Consider the following 15,027-nt stretch of genomic DNA (forward strand, 5'->3'; position numbering starts at 1 on the left):
GGGGGTCTTGCCCCCGAGCCCTTCCACATCACCGGAACCTTCCACCGCCCCTCAGCGTCAACCCAATACCCCCACCCAACCAGGCCAGCCTTATGAAAACCCTAACCGCCGCCCTGCTCGTGACCTGCCTTAGCGCCCCCGCCTTCGCTGCCGAAATGTCGCCCATGCAGCATGAGTACATGACCTCCATGGACACCATGCAGAAATCCATGCACGACGGCCAAATGGAGAAGGACCCCGACGTCGCGTTCGCCAAAGGCATGCTCGCCCATCACCGAGCGGCCCTGGACATGGCCAAGATCGAGCTGAAATATGGAAAAGACGCCGAAATGCGCAAGCTGGCCGAAGACATCATCAAAGCCCAGCAGGCCGAAATCGACCAGATGGAAACGTGGGTGAAGAATCACAAGAAGTAATGGTCCAACTCCCACGCCAGGGATGCGACTCAGCGCTCTGGCACCTTTTCGGCTATAATTTTCGACTTGGCATTCAGGACAGTCACCCTCATGGCCCCTACCGAACTTCAAGTTAAAAAAGCCTATTGCGAGAAAACCCGCCGATCCAACTACGCGGCGAGCCTGCGCCTGGAAGGTTTCGACACGACCCCGCGCGATGCTGAACGTCCACTGCCTACGCTCGAATCAGTGCTACGCACTTACCGCCAAAAGCATGACTGATGCTGGACAAATACGGTGCTGGGCAAGACCCCTATTGCTACCCAGGCAGCGGAACGCTTCGTAACCGCCTGGGAATCAAGAATGAAAAGGTGCTGGCCGAAGCAGAAACGGAACTGACCCATATTGCTGCAGCAGAGATCGAATTCTCACCACCGCCCTACGATCTTGAGTACTTAAAAAAGATTCACTCGGCGCTTTTTGCCCATCTGTATGAATGGGCAGGAGAAATCCGTCACGTCGATATTTCCAAGGACACCACCCATTTCTGCACGGCCGTGCGCATCGAACCAGAAGCAAAAAAACTATTTGCAAGCTTCGCGCAAGCCAATTGGTTCATCGGCTTGGAGCGCATCCAGCTGTTGAACAAAGTCGCGCAATTGTTCGGCGATTTGAATGTGGTCCATCCTTTTCGGGAAGGCAACGGCAGAGCTCAACGCATTATGTTCGAACACATTATCGTCAACCTAGGCTATGAAATCAGCTGGTGGGCGATAGATCCGGGCGAGTGGACGCAGGCGAACATCGACGCTGTGGTCTGTGATTATCGAGGGTTGATGCAGATTTTTGATCGTTGCATTGGTCCACCTATCGCCGGCTGACTATGAAGATAACGGGCCAATATGCATGAATAGCAGGCTTTCTAACTTCTGTCTGAATGAGTGTCTATCAGCCTGGTTGTGATCGGGGCGATCGCAGCACTCGAAGGCCTTCACACCAACGGAAAAAACCTATATCTTGTGTCCTCGCTAGAAAAAAACACCATATGCGCGATTCAGAGCCAGTGCTATGAGCTTTACGCCCATCTCCGCATTTGCCGTTCCAAACGAGTGAGGCAGAGGTAGAGATTTCTCTCGTAGCAAACACTCAGGCGGGAAACTCAGTATAATTGCCGCATTTCGGGAGGGGCTTGACGCATGACTATCAGCACTCCCAAGTCCGGTGCCGTCAACCTGGTTGCTAGCCTGGTCGATACATCGTCCTGCTTGAGATATGCAGTCTCTACGGCACGTAGCCGTATCCCGAGTTGAACCCAAATTCAAAAAATCGGCGGGCCTAGCCTTCCCGCAAAAGCAATTGCCTGAAGCGTGCACGACACCGCAGGTCGACCACTACTAAATCCAAGCGGCCACACCAAACGTGGCCCTCAAGCAGGAGCATCCTCACCATGCTGAGCTGGGACGAATTCGACAAAGAAGACGGCGAAGTTGCCGTACGCGGCACCAACGCCGGCCACGCCAACGAAGCCGCGATGGACAAGCTCGACAGCGCCGGCGGTGCCGCCGCCCAAGAAGCGCGCGCCGTGACTGCGAGCGACTCCGCCGCCATTGCCAAAGCCAAAGCCGCCCTCGACAAACTTGACGTCGCTGAGGGCCTGGCTGAACTCGAAGGCTCCGCAGCTCGTGTTGCGGTCGACGAAAAGCGCATGATCAACTGCCGCGCCGACCTTAACCAACTGGTGCCATTCAAGTACGACTGGGCCTGGCAGAAGTACCTGGACGGCTGCGCCAACCACTGGATGCCGCAAGAGGTCAACATGACCGCCGACATCGCCGTATGGCGCGACCCGGAAGGCCTGACCGACGACGAGCGTCGTATCGTCATGCGTAACCTGGGCTTCTTCTCCACCGCCGACTCCCTGGTTGCCAACAACCTGGTATTGGCCGTTTACCGCCTGATCACCAACCCGGAGTGCCGCCAGTACATCCTGCGCCAGGCCTTCGAAGAAGCGATCCACACCCACGCCTACCAATACTGCATCGAATCGTTGGGCATGGATGAAGGCGAGATCTTCAACATGTACCACGAGATCCCTTCAGTGGCGAAAAAAGCCGCCTGGGGCCTCAAGTACACCCGCTCTATCTCGGACCCGAAGTTCGAAACCGGCACCGTCGAAACCGACAAAGAGCTACTGCGTAACCTGATCGCCTACTACTGCGTACTGGAAGGTGTGTTCTTCTATTGTGGCTTCACTCAGATCCTTTCCATGGGCCGCCGCAATAAAATGACCGGCGTCGCCGAGCAGTTCCAATACATCCTGCGCGACGAATCCATGCACCTGAACTTCGGTATCGACGTGATCAACCAGATCAAGATCGAAAACCCGCACTTGTGGGATGCCGAGATGAAAGAAGAAGCCACGCAGATGATCCTGCAAGGCACTCAGCTGGAAATCGAATACGCCCGCGACACCATGCCCCGCGGCGTGCTGGGCATGAACGCGGCCATGATGGAAGACTACCTGCGGTTCATCGCCAACCGTCGCTTGTCGCAGATTGGCCTGAAAGAAGAATACCCAGGCACCACCAACCCATTCCCATGGATGAGCGAGATCATGGACTTGAAGAAAGAGAAAAACTTCTTCGAGACCCGCGTGATCGAGTATCAAACTGGCGGGGCTTTGAGCTGGGATTGAGGGTTTGATTCGAGTGAAATATTAAAAGAGGTCGCCGTGAGGCGGCCTTTTTTATTGGGCGTGTTGCGGGTAGAGCTCGGGGGCGAGCCCCCTCCTACGGTTGGCGGCATATTGGAGATCACGTAGGAGGGGGCTCGCCCCCGATCTTTACCCTGGATCAATCATCGCTAACCGTAATACTCGGCATGGCGGTCGTCGTCGCCTCCTGCAATACGATCCGTGCCCCAACATGCCGAGCCAGCTCTTGATACACCATAGCGATCTGGCTTTCCGGCTCTGCCGCGGCGGTGGGCTTGCCGCCGTCTGCCTGTTCGCGAACCAGCATCGACAGGGGCAGCGAAGCGAGCAACTCCACGCCGTATTGCGCCGCCAGTTTCTCCCCACCGCCTTCGCCGAACAGATGCTCGGCATGGCCGCACTGCGAGCAGATGTGCACGGCCATGTTTTCCACGACGCCGAGCACCGGGATATGCACCTTACGGAACATTTCCACGCCTTTTTTCGCGTCGAGCAAGGCCAAGTCTTGGGGGGTGGTCACGATCACGGCGCCAGCCACCGGGACTTTCTGGGCCAGGGTCAGTTGGATGTCACCGGTGCCCGGCGGCATATCAATGACCAGGTAATCCAGGTCATTCCAGGCGGTCTGGGTGATCAGTTGCAAAAGTGCGCCGGACACCATAGGGCCGCGCCAAACCATTGGGGTGTTGTCGTCGGTCAGAAAAGCCATGGACATCACTTCAACGCCATGGGCCTCAATGGGCAAGAACCATTTCTGGTCCTTGACCTTGGGCCGGGTGCCCTCGGCAATCCCGAACATGACGCCCTGGCTGGGGCCATAGATATCGGCATCGAGAATACCCACCTTGGCGCCCTCTCGGGCCAGGGCCAGGGCCAAGTTGGCGGCGGTGGTGGATTTGCCCACCCCGCCTTTGCCGGACGCCACGGCGACGATGTTCTTCACATTGCCCATGGCCGGAATCTGCGCCTGGGATTTATGCGCCGCGATCACGCACTGGATGTCCACCTGAGCTGACGTGACGCCTTCCAGCCCTTCGATGGCCAACTGCAAAACCTGCGCCCAGCCCTTCTTGAACAAACCGGCGGCATAGCCCAGCTCGAGCAGCACACGTACGCGGCTGCCATCGATGTCGATGGCACGCAGGCAGCCTGCGCTGACAGGGTCCTGATTCAGGTATGGGTCGGTGTATTGGCGAAGCACGGCTTCTACCGCTGCGCGATTGACGGCGCTCATGAAGACTCCCGATTAAGACTGAATGAAACAGGCCGCTATCCTACCCCGTCGAGACTTCACTGACACAAAATCTCAGGCTTGACCGCCTCGCCAAGCAAACCCGGGATGAAAAAAAACCGCCAGGCCTTTATAGTGTTCGGTCTTCGTTTGACTTCAAGTAGCCGAGCCCCATGTCCGAGCCACGCCAGATCCTCGTCACCAGCGCCCTGCCCTATGCCAATGGCTCCATTCACCTTGGCCATATGCTCGAGTACATCCAGACCGACATGTGGGTGCGCTTTCAAAAGCACCGCGGCAACCAGTGTATCTATGTCTGTGCAGACGACGCCCATGGCTCGGCCATCATGTTGCGGGCAGAAAAAGAAGGCATCACCCCAGAGCAGTTAATCGCCAATGTGCAGGCTGAACACAGCGCCGACTTCGCCGATTTCCTGGTCGACTTCGACAATTTTCACTCGACCCATGCCGAAGAAAACCGCACGCTGTCCTCGCATATTTACCTCAAGTTACGTGACGCCGGGCACATCGCTACGCGCTCGATCACGCAATATTTCGACCCGGACAAACAAATGTTCCTGGCCGACCGCTTCATCAAGGGCACCTGCCCCAAATGCGCGGCTGAAGACCAGTACGGCGACAACTGCGAAAAATGCGGCGCTACCTACGCCCCTACCGAGCTGAAAGACCCTAAGTCAGCCATCTCTGGCGCCACGCCCGTGCTGAAAGACTCACAGCACTTTTTCTTCAAGCTCCCCGACTTCCAGAAAATGCTCGAAGGCTGGACCCGCAGCGGCAGCCTGCAGGAGGCGGTGGCCAACAAGATCGCCGAGTGGCTGGATGCCGGCCTGCAGGAGTGGGACATCTCCCGCGACGCGCCGTACTTCGGCTTCGAGATCCCTGGCGAGCCCGGCAAATATTTCTATGTCTGGCTGGATGCACCCATCGGTTACATGGCGAGCTTTCAGAACCTCTGCGCGCGCCGCCCGGAGCTCGATTTCGACGCGTTCTGGGGCAAGGACTCGACGGCCGAGCTGTACCATTTCATCGGCAAAGACATCGTCAACTTCCATGCGCTGTTCTGGCCTGCCATGCTCGAAGGCGCAGGCTACCGCAAACCCACAGCTCTGAATGTGCACGGCTACCTCACGGTCAATGGGCAGAAGATGTCCAAGTCGCGTGGCACCTTCATCAAAGCGCGCACCTACCTTGACCATTTGTCACCGGAATACCTGCGCTACTACTACGCATCGAAGCTCGGCCGTGGCGTCGACGACCTGGACCTGAACCTCGAAGATTTCGTGCAGAAGGTCAATTCCGACCTGGTGGGCAAAGTCGTCAACATCGCTAGCCGTTGCGCGGGCTTTATCCATAAAGGCAATGCCGGCGTAATGGCCAGCGAAGACGCGGCCCCGGAGCTGACCGAAGCATTCCTCGCGGCGGCCCCCAGCATCGCCGAGGCCTATGAAGCTCGCGACTTCGCCCGCGCCATGCGTGAAATCATGGCCTTGGCCGACCGCGCCAACGCCTGGATCGCCGACAAGGCCCCATGGGCGCTGGCCAAGCAGGAAGGCAAGCAAGCCGAGGTTCAGGCAATCTGCAGTGTCGGGATCAATCTATTCCGGCAACTGGTGATTTTCCTCAAACCGGTACTGCCGCTGCTGGCCGCCGACGCCGAGGCGTTTCTCAACGTCGCGCCGCTGACCTGGAACGACCATCGCACGCGGCTGGTGGGCCACCCGCTGAATGCCTTCAAAGCACTGATGACCCGCATTGACCCGGTGAAAATTCAGGCCATGAGCGACGCGTCCAAAGAGGATTTGACCGCCACCCAGCCAACCGCAGCGGCGGGCAATGGGGAATTGGCCAAGGACCCACTGTCGCCTGAAATCGATTTCGACGCCTTCGCCGCCATCGATTTGCGCGTGGCGCTGATCGTCAAGGCTGAAGCAGTGGAAGGGGCTGACAAGCTGCTGCGCCTGACCCTCGACATCGGCGACGAACAACGTAATGTGTTTTCGGGGATCAAGAGCGCCTATCCAGACCCGGCCGCGCTCGAAGGTCGCCTGACCATGATGATCGCCAACCTCAAACCGCGCAAAATGCGCTTCGGTGTATCAGAAGGCATGGTCATGGCCGCCGGCCCTGGCGGGACAGAAATCTACCTGCTGAGCCCGGACAGCGGCGCCAAGCCAGGCCAGCGCATCAAATAACCCGACACCGCGCCCGCCCACGAAACCTGCCCCGCGATCGATCGCGGCGGCGGGTTTCCTGCTCTCAGGCCTGCGATATGCCCGACCTGCTGCTCGTACATCGAATCGATGCCCTGCTACCACAGACCCAGTGCGGCAAATGCGGCCACCCTGGCTGCGAGCCCTATGCTCAGGGTATCGCCGCCGGCGAAGCAATCAACAAATGCCCGCCAGGCGGCCAGGAGACCGTACAAGCGCTGTCGGCGCTCCTGGGTAGGCCCACCATGGCTGTGGACACGACGCGCGGGCTGGCACCGCCGCAGACGGCGTTTATTCGGGAGGCTGAGTGCATCGGTTGCACCAAGTGCATCCAGGCCTGCCCAGTGGATGCAATTATGGGCGCGGCCAAACTCATGCACACCGTGATCACCGCCGAGTGCACAGGTTGTGACCTCTGCGTCGCGCCGTGTCCGGTCGACTGTATCGACATGCTGCCACTGCCCAGTGACGTCATGCCGCCCGTGGTAGCGGGCTTCGCCGACAATGATGCGGCCCTGGAGGCCCGCTCGGCCCGCCGTGCCCGGGCCCGTCGACGTTTTGAACAGCGTAACGCGCGGCTTGCCCAGGCCAAGCAAGCGCGGCGCCTGCCCCAAGCACCAGGCCCGGAACCCACGTCCGTCGCAGCGTTACCCACGCCCGAGGCGCGGCAGACCGCTGTGCAAAGGGTCAGAGCACAGAAGGCCGCAGCAGCTGAAAGCGAACTTAAAAAGGCCAGAAGCGCTGTTAGCATGAGCCGTGCCCAACTGTACAAATCGCTAAAGGCTTTCGGTTCGCCACCGACCGCCACCCAACATAGCCGCTTGAGCGCGCTGCAATTGGAACTCGACGCGGCCGAAGCCGCTCTGACACGCCTGATAGCGGGGGCCAACCCGCCAACCGATGAAAGAGGCCGTTGAATTGTGAATGCCGTAAAACGCCTGGAGATATTTCGCAGGTTGAAAGAGGACAACCCAGAGCCGAAAACCGAGCTGGCCTATTCGTCCCCTTTTGAACTACTGATCGCAGTCATTCTCTCGGCCCAATCGACCGACGTAGGGGTCAACAAGGCCACTTCCAAGCTGTTTCCGGTGGCCAATACACCGGCTGCTATCTACGCGCTGGGGGTGGAAGGCTTGTCGCAGTACATCAAGACCATTGGCTTGTACAACAGCAAAGCCAAGAACGTCATTGAAACGTGCCGGCGCTTGATGGAGCTGCATGGCGGCGAAGTACCCGCAGAGCGTGCGGCACTTGAAGCGCTGCCCGGGGTGGGCCGCAAAACCGCCAACGTAGTGCTCAACACCGCCTTCAGGCAACTGACCATGGCGGTCGACACCCATATTTTCCGCGTCAGCAACCGCACGGGCCTGGCCCCGGGCAAGAACGTGCTGGAGGTGGAGCGTAACCTGATGAAGTTCGTCCCCAAGGATTATCTTCTGGACTCTCACCATTGGCTGATCCTTCATGGGCGCTACGTATGCCAGGCACGTAAACCACGCTGTGGCAGTTGCCGAATAGAAGACCTGTGCGATTACAAGCTCAAGACCTCAGACGATTGAGGCGCTATTAACCAAACCGATCAACCGATTGAAAAAAACTTTTTTACCCCGCCGAATATTACCGATATAAGGTGCGCCAACAGCATTCCACTATGGGGAGTTGAACATGAGCGCGGCGACAGAAGAAGAGCTGGAAGCGGACGATGACTTCATCGCAATCGAGCCTGAGGCAGAAGAACCCGAGGCACCGGTTGAGGTGGCCAAGACCAACCTGAACAAGCGGCGAACCATCGACAACCTACTGGAAGAGCGCCGCCTGCAAAAACAACTGGCCGACTACGATTTCGATTTTTAAACCAGGCCGTGACGTTGCGCCAGCTCAATCAGGTCGACCAGCGACCGGGCATTGAGTTTGAGTAACAGGCGGGTTTTGTAGGTGCTCACGGTCTTGTTGCTGAGGAACATGCCGTCGGCTATTTCCTTGTTACTTTTCCCCCGTGCCAACTGCTGCAGGACCATCATTTCGCGCCCTGAAAGGCGCTCTACCATGTCTGTTTCAGTCACTTTGCCCAGGCTGGCTCGCACGGAGTGCAATGCCTGATTGGGAAAGTAACTGTAGCCAGACAATACCGCCTTGATCGCACTCAGCAGCTCGGTGAGGTCCTGCTGTTTGCACACATACCCCGCCGCGCCCGTCTGCATGCAGCGCATGGAAAAATGCCCAGGGGCCTGGGAGGTCAGAACCAGGACGCGGATAGGCTTGGCCGATGCGGTAAGGCGTGCAATGACCTCCAGGCCGTCGAGCTTGGGAATGCAGATGTCCAGAATGACAATGTCGGGCTCTTGCTCACGAGCCAGCTGCAATGCATCCACTCCGTTGTCCGTTTCTCCGATGACCTCGTAGCCGTGGCGTTCCATCAGGATACGCACCGCTAAACGAATGACAGGATGATCATCCACGATCAACACTTTATTCATGAGCAAGTCCAATTTTCGCTGTTCGTTTTTTTAGAGCCAGCACAATAGCCTAGTCCTTGGACGCTTTGCATTGCTGACTCACCGGACACTAAGAGCAGAGACCTGCCCTACATTAGAGAAGGATATTTCCTACAGAAATCCTCGCCAAACAACTAACCATCTAGCTCTTTTGAGCGCTGACACCGAGCTGCTATAACCAGGCAACTTCAGCATTGCATACCCACCGGCAGGCTTCAATTGAGTATTTTCTTACAACTCAGTCAACCTGTTACAACTGAAACATCCGGAACCATAGCTCGATGCTAGCTCTCCCATCGACTGGCGACTAAATGGAAAAAATACATATACAAATGCTACTGATTACGACACTCGCCTAATCTAATGTCCATCGGCCAGCCACCGGCCACCTTCACAGCGAGGACATCGCCATGAGCGAACCCAACCGGAATGTGGGCAGCCCCCTAGCCCTCATCGCTATTTTTGCCGCCATCACCGAAGCGTCGGCGCTGGCATCGCTACCGTTTCTGGACGCCAATAGCCAGGGCATATACACCTGGTTTCTAGTGGGGTTCCCACCGTTCCTGACGTTACTGTTTTTTATCACGTTGAATTTCAACTACAAGGCGCTTTACTCGCCGGCAGACTTTCGCGATGAAGACGGCTTTCTTCAGGCCATCGGCAGTCGCCAAAACCCTGCGCCATCCGCGGTATCTGCCCCGATCCAGGGCCCGGTACAGCCGCTCTGGGAAACCGAGAGCGGCATCAGCAGGGTGCATCTGGACGACCTTTGCGACCTGTTCGTGCTCGATGGCGCGGCGTTGGGCTCAGCACCCCAGGCGACCCAAGCAGTCGAAGCGCTGATCGACGATTGTCTGCATCGGCGCAGCTTCAAAGATATTAGCAAGCATGTCATCTTGTTATTGGTCGATGATCGCCACCCGGCTATCAAGTCGCACTTGGTTAAACTTTTTATGGACAGCACGGCAATGCCAAACACCAATTCATCCAATAACACGATGGCCATACTCGATGTCAACAAGGGAACCGTTAGTTCATTCTCCAACTAGACTAACCCGCGTAAGACCTATAAAAAAAACCCGGCAAAAGCCGGGTTTTTATAATGCTTCAACGGCCAATCAAAACAATTTTCGGCCTTTGTTAGCCGCAATGCGCATACGCAGTGCATTGAGTTTGATAAAACCTGCCGCATCGGCCTGGTTATAAGCGCCGCCGTCCTCCTCGAAGGTGGCAATATTGGCATCGAACAATGACTGGTCAGACTTACGACCGGTCACGATCACATTGCCTTTATACAGCTTCAAGCGCACGACACCGTTCACATGGGCCTGGGAGGCATCGATCATCTGCTGCAACATCACCCGCTCAGGGCTCCACCAGTAACCGGTGTAGATCAGGCTGGCGTACTTAGGCATCAGCTCATCTTTGAGGTGAGCGACTTCACGGTCCAGGGTGATCGACTCGATGGCGCGGTGGGCACGCAGCATGATGGTGCCGCCAGGGGTCTCGTAGCAGCCACGAGACTTCATGCCCACGTAACGGTTCTCGACGATATCCAGCCGGCCGATACCATGCTCGCCGCCGATACGGTTCAAGGTGGCCAGAACCGTCGCCGGGGACATGTCGACGCCGTCCAGGGCAACGATGTCGCCATTGCGGTAAGTCAGCTCCAGGTATTGCGGGGTGTCAGGTGCACGCTCCGGAGAGACGGTCCAGCGCCACATGTCTTCTTCGTGCTCGGTCCAGGTGTCTTCCAGCACACCTCCCTCGTAGGAAATGTGCAGCAGGTTGGCGTCCATCGAGTAAGGCGACTTCTTCTTGCCGTGACGCTCGATTGGGATGTCGTGTTTTTCGGCGTAGTCCATGAGTTTTTCCCGCGACAGCAGGTCCCACTCGCGCCAAGGCGCAATCACTTTAACGCCCGGTTTCAAGGCGTAGGCACCCAGTTCGAAGCGGACTTGATCGTTGCCTTTGCCGGTCGCGCCGTGGGAAATGGCGTCAGCACCGGTTTCGTTGGCGATCTCGATCAAGCGCTTGGCAATCAGCGGCCGCGCGATGGAGGTGCCCAGCAGGTATTCGCCTTCGTAGACCGTGTTGGCACGGAACATGGGGAACACGAAGTCGCGCACGAACTCTTCGCGCAGGTCATCGATGTAGATTTCTTTCACGCCCATGGCTTGCGCCTTGGCGCGTGCGGGCTCGACTTCTTCGCCCTGCCCCAGGTCAGCAGTGAAGGTCACCACTTCGCAGTTGTAAGTATCTTGCAGCCACTTGAGGATCACCGAAGTGTCCAGGCCGCCAGAATACGCCAGAACGACCTTGTTTACGTCCGCCATGCCATCACTCCACGGGGTTCTACTGAAAGCCGTCGATTCTACCGGTCATGGCTACAGATTTACAGCGGCGCGACAGCTTAGGACGTGCAAGCGACAGTTTTTCCCCTACAGACAACGCCTTGCGTCACTCAAGAAACTGCGGCAGGTTTGCTTGGGTCGACCTTACCGGTGGGCGCGGGTACGGCAGCGGGCGCTGCAGGCGTGGCGGCCGGAGCGGGGGCCGCCGTGGGCGCCACGCGGTCGAGTTCGATGTTTACGCGGCGGTTACGCGCGCGGTTGGCTGGGGTGGTATTGCTGGCCAGCGGGTAGCGCTCACCATGGAAACGCACGGTGATCTGCGACTCCGGTATGCCCTTGGCCATCAGGTAGTCTTGTACCGCCAGGGCGCGTCGGCGGGACAAATCGCGATTGGTCAGGCGGTTGCCGCTGTTGTCCGAATGGCCATTGAGCTCGATATGGTTAACCGTGGGGTCTGCCTGAATAAAAGCGATGATCGTATCCAGGCGCTTGCGCCCGGCCGCGTCCAGATCCACCCCGCCGCCGGGAAAACCGACCTGGGTTTCGCGCACCTGATCAAAATTCATTGGCAACAACTTGGCGGTGCACGCCTGGTAGTCGCTATAAGCCTTACCGAATTTCACCGGTAGAACTCTAACCTCCATAGGTCGGCCGACTTCCGAAGAATAATTGCGTACCACGGTGCTACGGCCTTCCAGCAGCCCGCTGAGCAGGCGCGAAGCCTGGCCCTGGGAGCTGTTGAGCAGCACTTCATTGCCGCCGACCCGCACCGACCCCAGGTTGACGTCGCCACGCCCGGGCTGCCAAGCCGGGCCAGCCGAGAGCAGGGTCGCTGAACCATTGCCCAGCACGTTGCTATTGGAGGTCAGGCGGAAAATCGCCTGCTCGCCGGCACGGCGGACGAATTCGCCCGCGCCGAAATCGGCGATCGGTTGGCTCAGCCGACATTCGAAGGCGTCGCCTTCGACCTTCCACTCCACATTCTCCAGACGCGTCTGGAAAGTCATGGCCATGGCAGGCAGGCTGGCAAACATACTGAGCAAGGCTAGATAACGCTGGCGCACGGTCGGCTCCACAGGTTGTTACGGCATACCTCCGGGCTATCGGTCGGCACCGGCGAAACTTGATAGCGGGTGCCTGAATCGGTCTTTTCCGGTAGCATTCCCCCCAGTTCGAACCGCCTGGAATCCCCAATGTCCGACCGCCTGACCCTTCTGCGTCCCGATGACTGGCATATCCACCTGCGTGACGGGGCCGTGCTGCCCCACACCGTGGCCGATGTCGCGCGCACCTTCGCCCGCGCCATCGTCATGCCCAACCTGGTTCCACCGGTGCGCAGCGCCGAAGACGCCGGCGCCTACCGCCAGCGGATCCTGGCCGCACGCCCTGCGGGCAGTGCTTTCGAACCACTGATGACGCTCTACCTGACCGACCGCACCCAGCCCGAAGACATCCGCGCGGCCAAAGCGTGTGGTTTTGTCCACGCCTGCAAAATGTACCCGGCCGGTGCGACGACCAATTCAGACTCTGGCGTGACCCACCTCGATAACATCTCGGCGGCCCTGGAAACCATGGCCGAGGTCGGCCTGCCCCTGCTGATCCACGGTGAAGTCACCCGTGCCGAAGTCGACGTGTTCGACCGCGAGAAACTTTTTATCGACGAACACCTGCGCCGCGTGATCGAACGCTTCCCGGCCCTGAAAGTGGTGTTCGAACACATCACCACCCGTGAGGCCGCGCAATTCGTCGCCGAGGCGGGGGCCAACGTCGCGGCCACCATTACCCCCCAACACCTGCTGTACAACCGCAACCACATGTTGGTGGGCGGGATCCGCCCGCACTTCTACTGCCTGCCGATCCTCAAGCGCAGCACCCATCAGGTTGCCTTGCTGGACGCCGCCACCAGCGGCAGCCCAAAGTTTTTCCTCGGCACCGACTCGGCTCCCCATGCACAACACGCCAAAGAGGCTGCCTGCGGGTGCGCTGGCTGCTACACCGCCTACGCCGGCATCGAGCTCTACGCTGAAGCGTTCGAGCAGCGCAATGCCCTGGACAAGCTCGAAGGTTTTGCCAGCCTGCATGGCCCGGCGTTCTATGGCCTGCCCCATAACACCGACACCATTACGTTGGTCCGCGAAGAGTGGACCGCACCGGCCAGCTTGCCCTTCGGCGAGCGGTCAGTCATTCCGTTGCGCGCGGGTGAAAAACTGCGCTGGCGCCTGCTGGAGAAACACGCGTGAGTGAAGACAACTACGACGACGAGCCCGAAGCCGGTAACGGCGGTGGCCCCAAGCACCCCATGGCCGCGCGCTTTCGCGGCTATCTGCCGGTGGTGGTCGACGTCGAAACCGGTGGCTTCAACTGCGCCACCGATGCCCTACTGGAAATCGCTGCCACCACCATCGCCATGGATGAGAAAGGCTTCGTATTCCCCGACCACACCTATTTCTTCCGTGTCGAGCCCTTCGTTGGGGCCAACATCGAGGCGGCGGCGTTGGAGTTCACCGGGATCAAGCTGGACCACCCGCTGCGCATGGCGGTCAGTGAAGAAAGCGCCCTGACCGATATCTTTCGCGGAGTTCGCAAGGCCCTGAAAGCCAACGGCTGCAAACGCGCCATTCTGGTCGGCCACAACAGCAGCTTCGACCTGGGTTTTCTCAATGCCGCGGTGACCCGCACCGACATGAAGCGCAACCCGTTTCACCCGTTCTCCAGCTTTGACACAGCCACGCTGGCCGGGCTGGCCTATGGGCAGACCGTACTGGCCAAAGCGTGCCAGGCCGCCGATATCGATTTCGACGGCCGTGAAGCCCATTCGGCGCGTTATGACACCGAGAAGACCGCCGAGCTGTTCTGCGGGATCGTCAACCGTTGGAAGGACATGGGCGGTTGGCAGGACTTCAACGACTGACGCTACAAATCCCATAAAAAAACCGGCACTCGTAAGAGCGCCGGTTTTTTTATGCGCCGCAGGCCGTTACAGCTTGCCGGCATTCTCGCTCAGGTAAGCCGCGACGCCCTCTGGCGAGGCGGTCATGCCTTTGTCGCCTTTCTTCCAGTTGGCCGGGCATACTTCGCCGTGCTCTTCGTGGAATTGCAGGGCATCGACCAGACGCAGCAACTCGTCCATGTTCCGGCCCAGGGGCAGGTCGTTGATGATCTGCGAACGTACCACCCCGTTAGTGTCGATCAGGAAGGCGCCACGGAAAGCCACACCGCCTTCGGATTCGACGTCATAGGCTTTGCAGATTTCGTGCTTGGTATCAGCCGCCAGGGTGTATTTCACCTGACCGATACCGCCTGAGTTGATTGGGGTGTTACGCCAGGCGTTGTGGGTGAAATGCGAGTCGATCGACACGCCAATCACTTCGACATTGCGTGCTGCGAAGTCAGGGATGCGGTTGTCCAGGGCGATCAGCTCGGACGGGCAAACGAAAGTGAAGTCCAGTGGGTAGAAAAAAACCAGACCGTATTTACCCTTGATGGCCGAAGACAGGGTGAAGCTGTCAACGATTTCGCCATTGCCCAATACAGCGGCGACGGTGAAGTCCGGGGCCTTCTTGCCGACGAGTACGCTCATTCGATATCTCCTGAAGTCTGTGGAATGA

General features: G+C 58.5%; 15 protein-coding genes and 1 pseudogene. 11 read left to right on the forward strand and 5 right to left on the reverse strand.

The genetic code is table 11. The annotated features are described in order from the left end of the window. The first annotated feature begins 92 nt into the window (after positions 1 to 92). From QCL65_RS19360 to QCL65_RS19375, 4 genes are all read left to right on the forward strand, one after another. Entirely contained in the window at positions 93 to 416 is a 324-nt protein-coding gene (locus QCL65_RS19360; protein WP_407311594.1) for a DUF305 domain-containing protein, read from the forward strand. A 90-nt stretch (positions 417 to 506) separates the two neighbouring features. Beyond that, entirely contained in the window at positions 507 to 677 is a 171-nt protein-coding gene (locus QCL65_RS19365) for a YhfG family protein (protein WP_407311596.1), read from the forward strand. Next, entirely contained in the window at positions 677 to 1,276 is a 600-nt protein-coding gene (locus QCL65_RS19370; RefSeq protein WP_407311598.1) for a putative adenosine monophosphate-protein transferase Fic, read from the forward strand. The genes QCL65_RS19365 and QCL65_RS19370 overlap by 1 nt, the downstream gene beginning before the upstream one ends. A gap of 566 nt (positions 1,277 to 1,842) precedes the next feature. Next, positions 1,843 to 3,090 (forward strand): ribonucleotide-diphosphate reductase subunit beta, encoded by a 1,248-nt coding sequence (locus QCL65_RS19375; RefSeq protein ID WP_407311600.1) that lies wholly within the window; start codon positions 1,843 to 1,845, stop codon positions 3,088 to 3,090. A gap of 157 nt (positions 3,091 to 3,247) precedes the next feature. Here QCL65_RS19375 and apbC read toward each other — a convergent pair whose 3' ends face one another. Then, positions 3,248 to 4,342, reverse strand: coding sequence for an iron-sulfur cluster carrier protein ApbC (apbC, locus tag QCL65_RS19380; protein ID WP_407311602.1), 1,095 nt, complete (start codon positions 4,340 to 4,342; stop codon positions 3,248 to 3,250). Between the two features lie 170 nt (positions 4,343 to 4,512). Here apbC and metG point away from each other — a divergent pair, with 170 nt between their 5' ends. The 4 genes and pseudogenes from metG to QCL65_RS19400 all read left to right on the forward strand — a co-directional run bounded on the left by metG (position 4,513) and on the right by QCL65_RS19400 (position 8,424). Next, complete coding sequence (gene metG / locus QCL65_RS19385) at positions 4,513 to 6,552, forward strand: methionine--tRNA ligase (protein ID WP_407311604.1); 2,040 nt, start codon at positions 4,513 to 4,515, stop codon at positions 6,550 to 6,552. 86 nt (positions 6,553 to 6,638) lie between these two features. Beyond that, a pseudogene (locus QCL65_RS19390) lies at positions 6,639 to 7,469 on the forward strand (RnfABCDGE type electron transport complex subunit B); the annotation flags it as partial. A 21-nt stretch (positions 7,470 to 7,490) separates the two neighbouring features. Further along, positions 7,491 to 8,129 (forward strand): endonuclease III, encoded by a 639-nt coding sequence (gene nth / locus QCL65_RS19395; protein WP_407311605.1) that lies wholly within the window; start codon positions 7,491 to 7,493, stop codon positions 8,127 to 8,129. A gap of 106 nt (positions 8,130 to 8,235) precedes the next feature. Then, positions 8,236 to 8,424 (forward strand): PA3496 family putative envelope integrity protein, encoded by a 189-nt coding sequence (locus tag QCL65_RS19400; protein WP_407311607.1) that lies wholly within the window; start codon positions 8,236 to 8,238, stop codon positions 8,422 to 8,424. Here the strand turns inward: QCL65_RS19400 and QCL65_RS19405 are convergent. After that, entirely contained in the window at positions 8,421 to 9,047 is a 627-nt protein-coding gene (locus QCL65_RS19405) for a response regulator (protein WP_407311610.1), read from the reverse strand. The two genes, QCL65_RS19400 and QCL65_RS19405, sit on opposite strands and share 4 nt — an antisense overlap. Positions 9,048 to 9,475: 428 nt before the next feature. Here QCL65_RS19405 and QCL65_RS19410 point away from each other — a divergent pair, with 428 nt between their 5' ends. Next, positions 9,476 to 10,114 (forward strand): hypothetical protein, encoded by a 639-nt coding sequence (locus tag QCL65_RS19410; RefSeq protein WP_407311612.1) that lies wholly within the window; start codon positions 9,476 to 9,478, stop codon positions 10,112 to 10,114. 69 nt (positions 10,115 to 10,183) lie between these two features. Here QCL65_RS19410 and QCL65_RS19415 read toward each other — a convergent pair whose 3' ends face one another. Both QCL65_RS19415 and QCL65_RS19420 read right to left on the reverse strand, forming a co-directional pair. Continuing rightward, positions 10,184 to 11,401, reverse strand: coding sequence for an argininosuccinate synthase (locus QCL65_RS19415; protein WP_407311614.1), 1,218 nt, complete (start codon positions 11,399 to 11,401; stop codon positions 10,184 to 10,186). Between the two features lie 128 nt (positions 11,402 to 11,529). Continuing rightward, entirely contained in the window at positions 11,530 to 12,483 is a 954-nt protein-coding gene (locus tag QCL65_RS19420) for a flagellar protein MotY (protein WP_407311616.1), read from the reverse strand. Between the two features lie 129 nt (positions 12,484 to 12,612). Between QCL65_RS19420 and pyrC the strand changes: the two genes are divergently transcribed. Together pyrC and rnt are read left to right on the forward strand one after the other, a co-directional pair. Further along, complete coding sequence (gene pyrC, locus QCL65_RS19425; RefSeq protein ID WP_407311618.1) at positions 12,613 to 13,659, forward strand: dihydroorotase; 1,047 nt, start codon at positions 12,613 to 12,615, stop codon at positions 13,657 to 13,659. After that, on the forward strand, positions 13,656 to 14,330 hold the full coding sequence (rnt, locus tag QCL65_RS19430) for a ribonuclease T (protein WP_407311620.1): 675 nt from the start codon (positions 13,656 to 13,658) through the stop codon (positions 14,328 to 14,330). Before pyrC ends, rnt begins: the two co-directional genes overlap by 4 nt. Before the next feature lie 66 nt (positions 14,331 to 14,396). Here the strand turns inward: rnt and QCL65_RS19435 are convergent, their stop codons facing one another. Continuing rightward, on the reverse strand, positions 14,397 to 14,999 hold the full coding sequence (locus QCL65_RS19435) for a peroxiredoxin (RefSeq protein WP_407311622.1): 603 nt from the start codon (positions 14,997 to 14,999) through the stop codon (positions 14,397 to 14,399). Positions 15,000 to 15,027 lie beyond the last annotated feature (28 nt).

The sequence above is a fragment of the Pseudomonas sp. nanlin1 genome (assembly GCF_045571515.1).
GTDB lineage: Bacteria > Pseudomonadota > Gammaproteobacteria > Pseudomonadales > Pseudomonadaceae > Aquipseudomonas.

Coding starts and splice junctions, on each gene's coding strand:
- QCL65_RS19360 (WP_407311594.1), top strand. CDS start 93: ATGAAAACCCTAACCGCCGCCCTGCTCGTGACCTGCCTTAGCGCCCCC.
- QCL65_RS19365 (WP_407311596.1), top strand. CDS start 507: ATGGCCCCTACCGAACTTCAAGTTAAAAAAGCCTATTGCGAGAAAACC.
- QCL65_RS19370 (WP_407311598.1), top strand. CDS start 677: ATGCTGGACAAATACGGTGCTGGGCAAGACCCCTATTGCTACCCAGGC.
- QCL65_RS19375 (WP_407311600.1), top strand. CDS start 1,843: ATGCTGAGCTGGGACGAATTCGACAAAGAAGACGGCGAAGTTGCCGTA.
- apbC (WP_407311602.1), bottom strand. CDS start 4,342: ATGAGCGCCGTCAATCGCGCAGCGGTAGAAGCCGTGCTTCGCCAATAC.
- metG (WP_407311604.1), top strand. CDS start 4,513: ATGTCCGAGCCACGCCAGATCCTCGTCACCAGCGCCCTGCCCTATGCC.
- QCL65_RS19400 (WP_407311607.1), top strand. CDS start 8,236: ATGAGCGCGGCGACAGAAGAAGAGCTGGAAGCGGACGATGACTTCATC.
- QCL65_RS19405 (WP_407311610.1), bottom strand. CDS start 9,047: ATGAATAAAGTGTTGATCGTGGATGATCATCCTGTCATTCGTTTAGCG.
- QCL65_RS19410 (WP_407311612.1), top strand. CDS start 9,476: ATGAGCGAACCCAACCGGAATGTGGGCAGCCCCCTAGCCCTCATCGCT.
- QCL65_RS19415 (WP_407311614.1), bottom strand. CDS start 11,401: ATGGCGGACGTAAACAAGGTCGTTCTGGCGTATTCTGGCGGCCTGGAC.
- pyrC (WP_407311618.1), top strand. CDS start 12,613: ATGTCCGACCGCCTGACCCTTCTGCGTCCCGATGACTGGCATATCCAC.
- QCL65_RS19435 (WP_407311622.1), bottom strand. CDS start 14,999: ATGAGCGTACTCGTCGGCAAGAAGGCCCCGGACTTCACCGTCGCCGCT.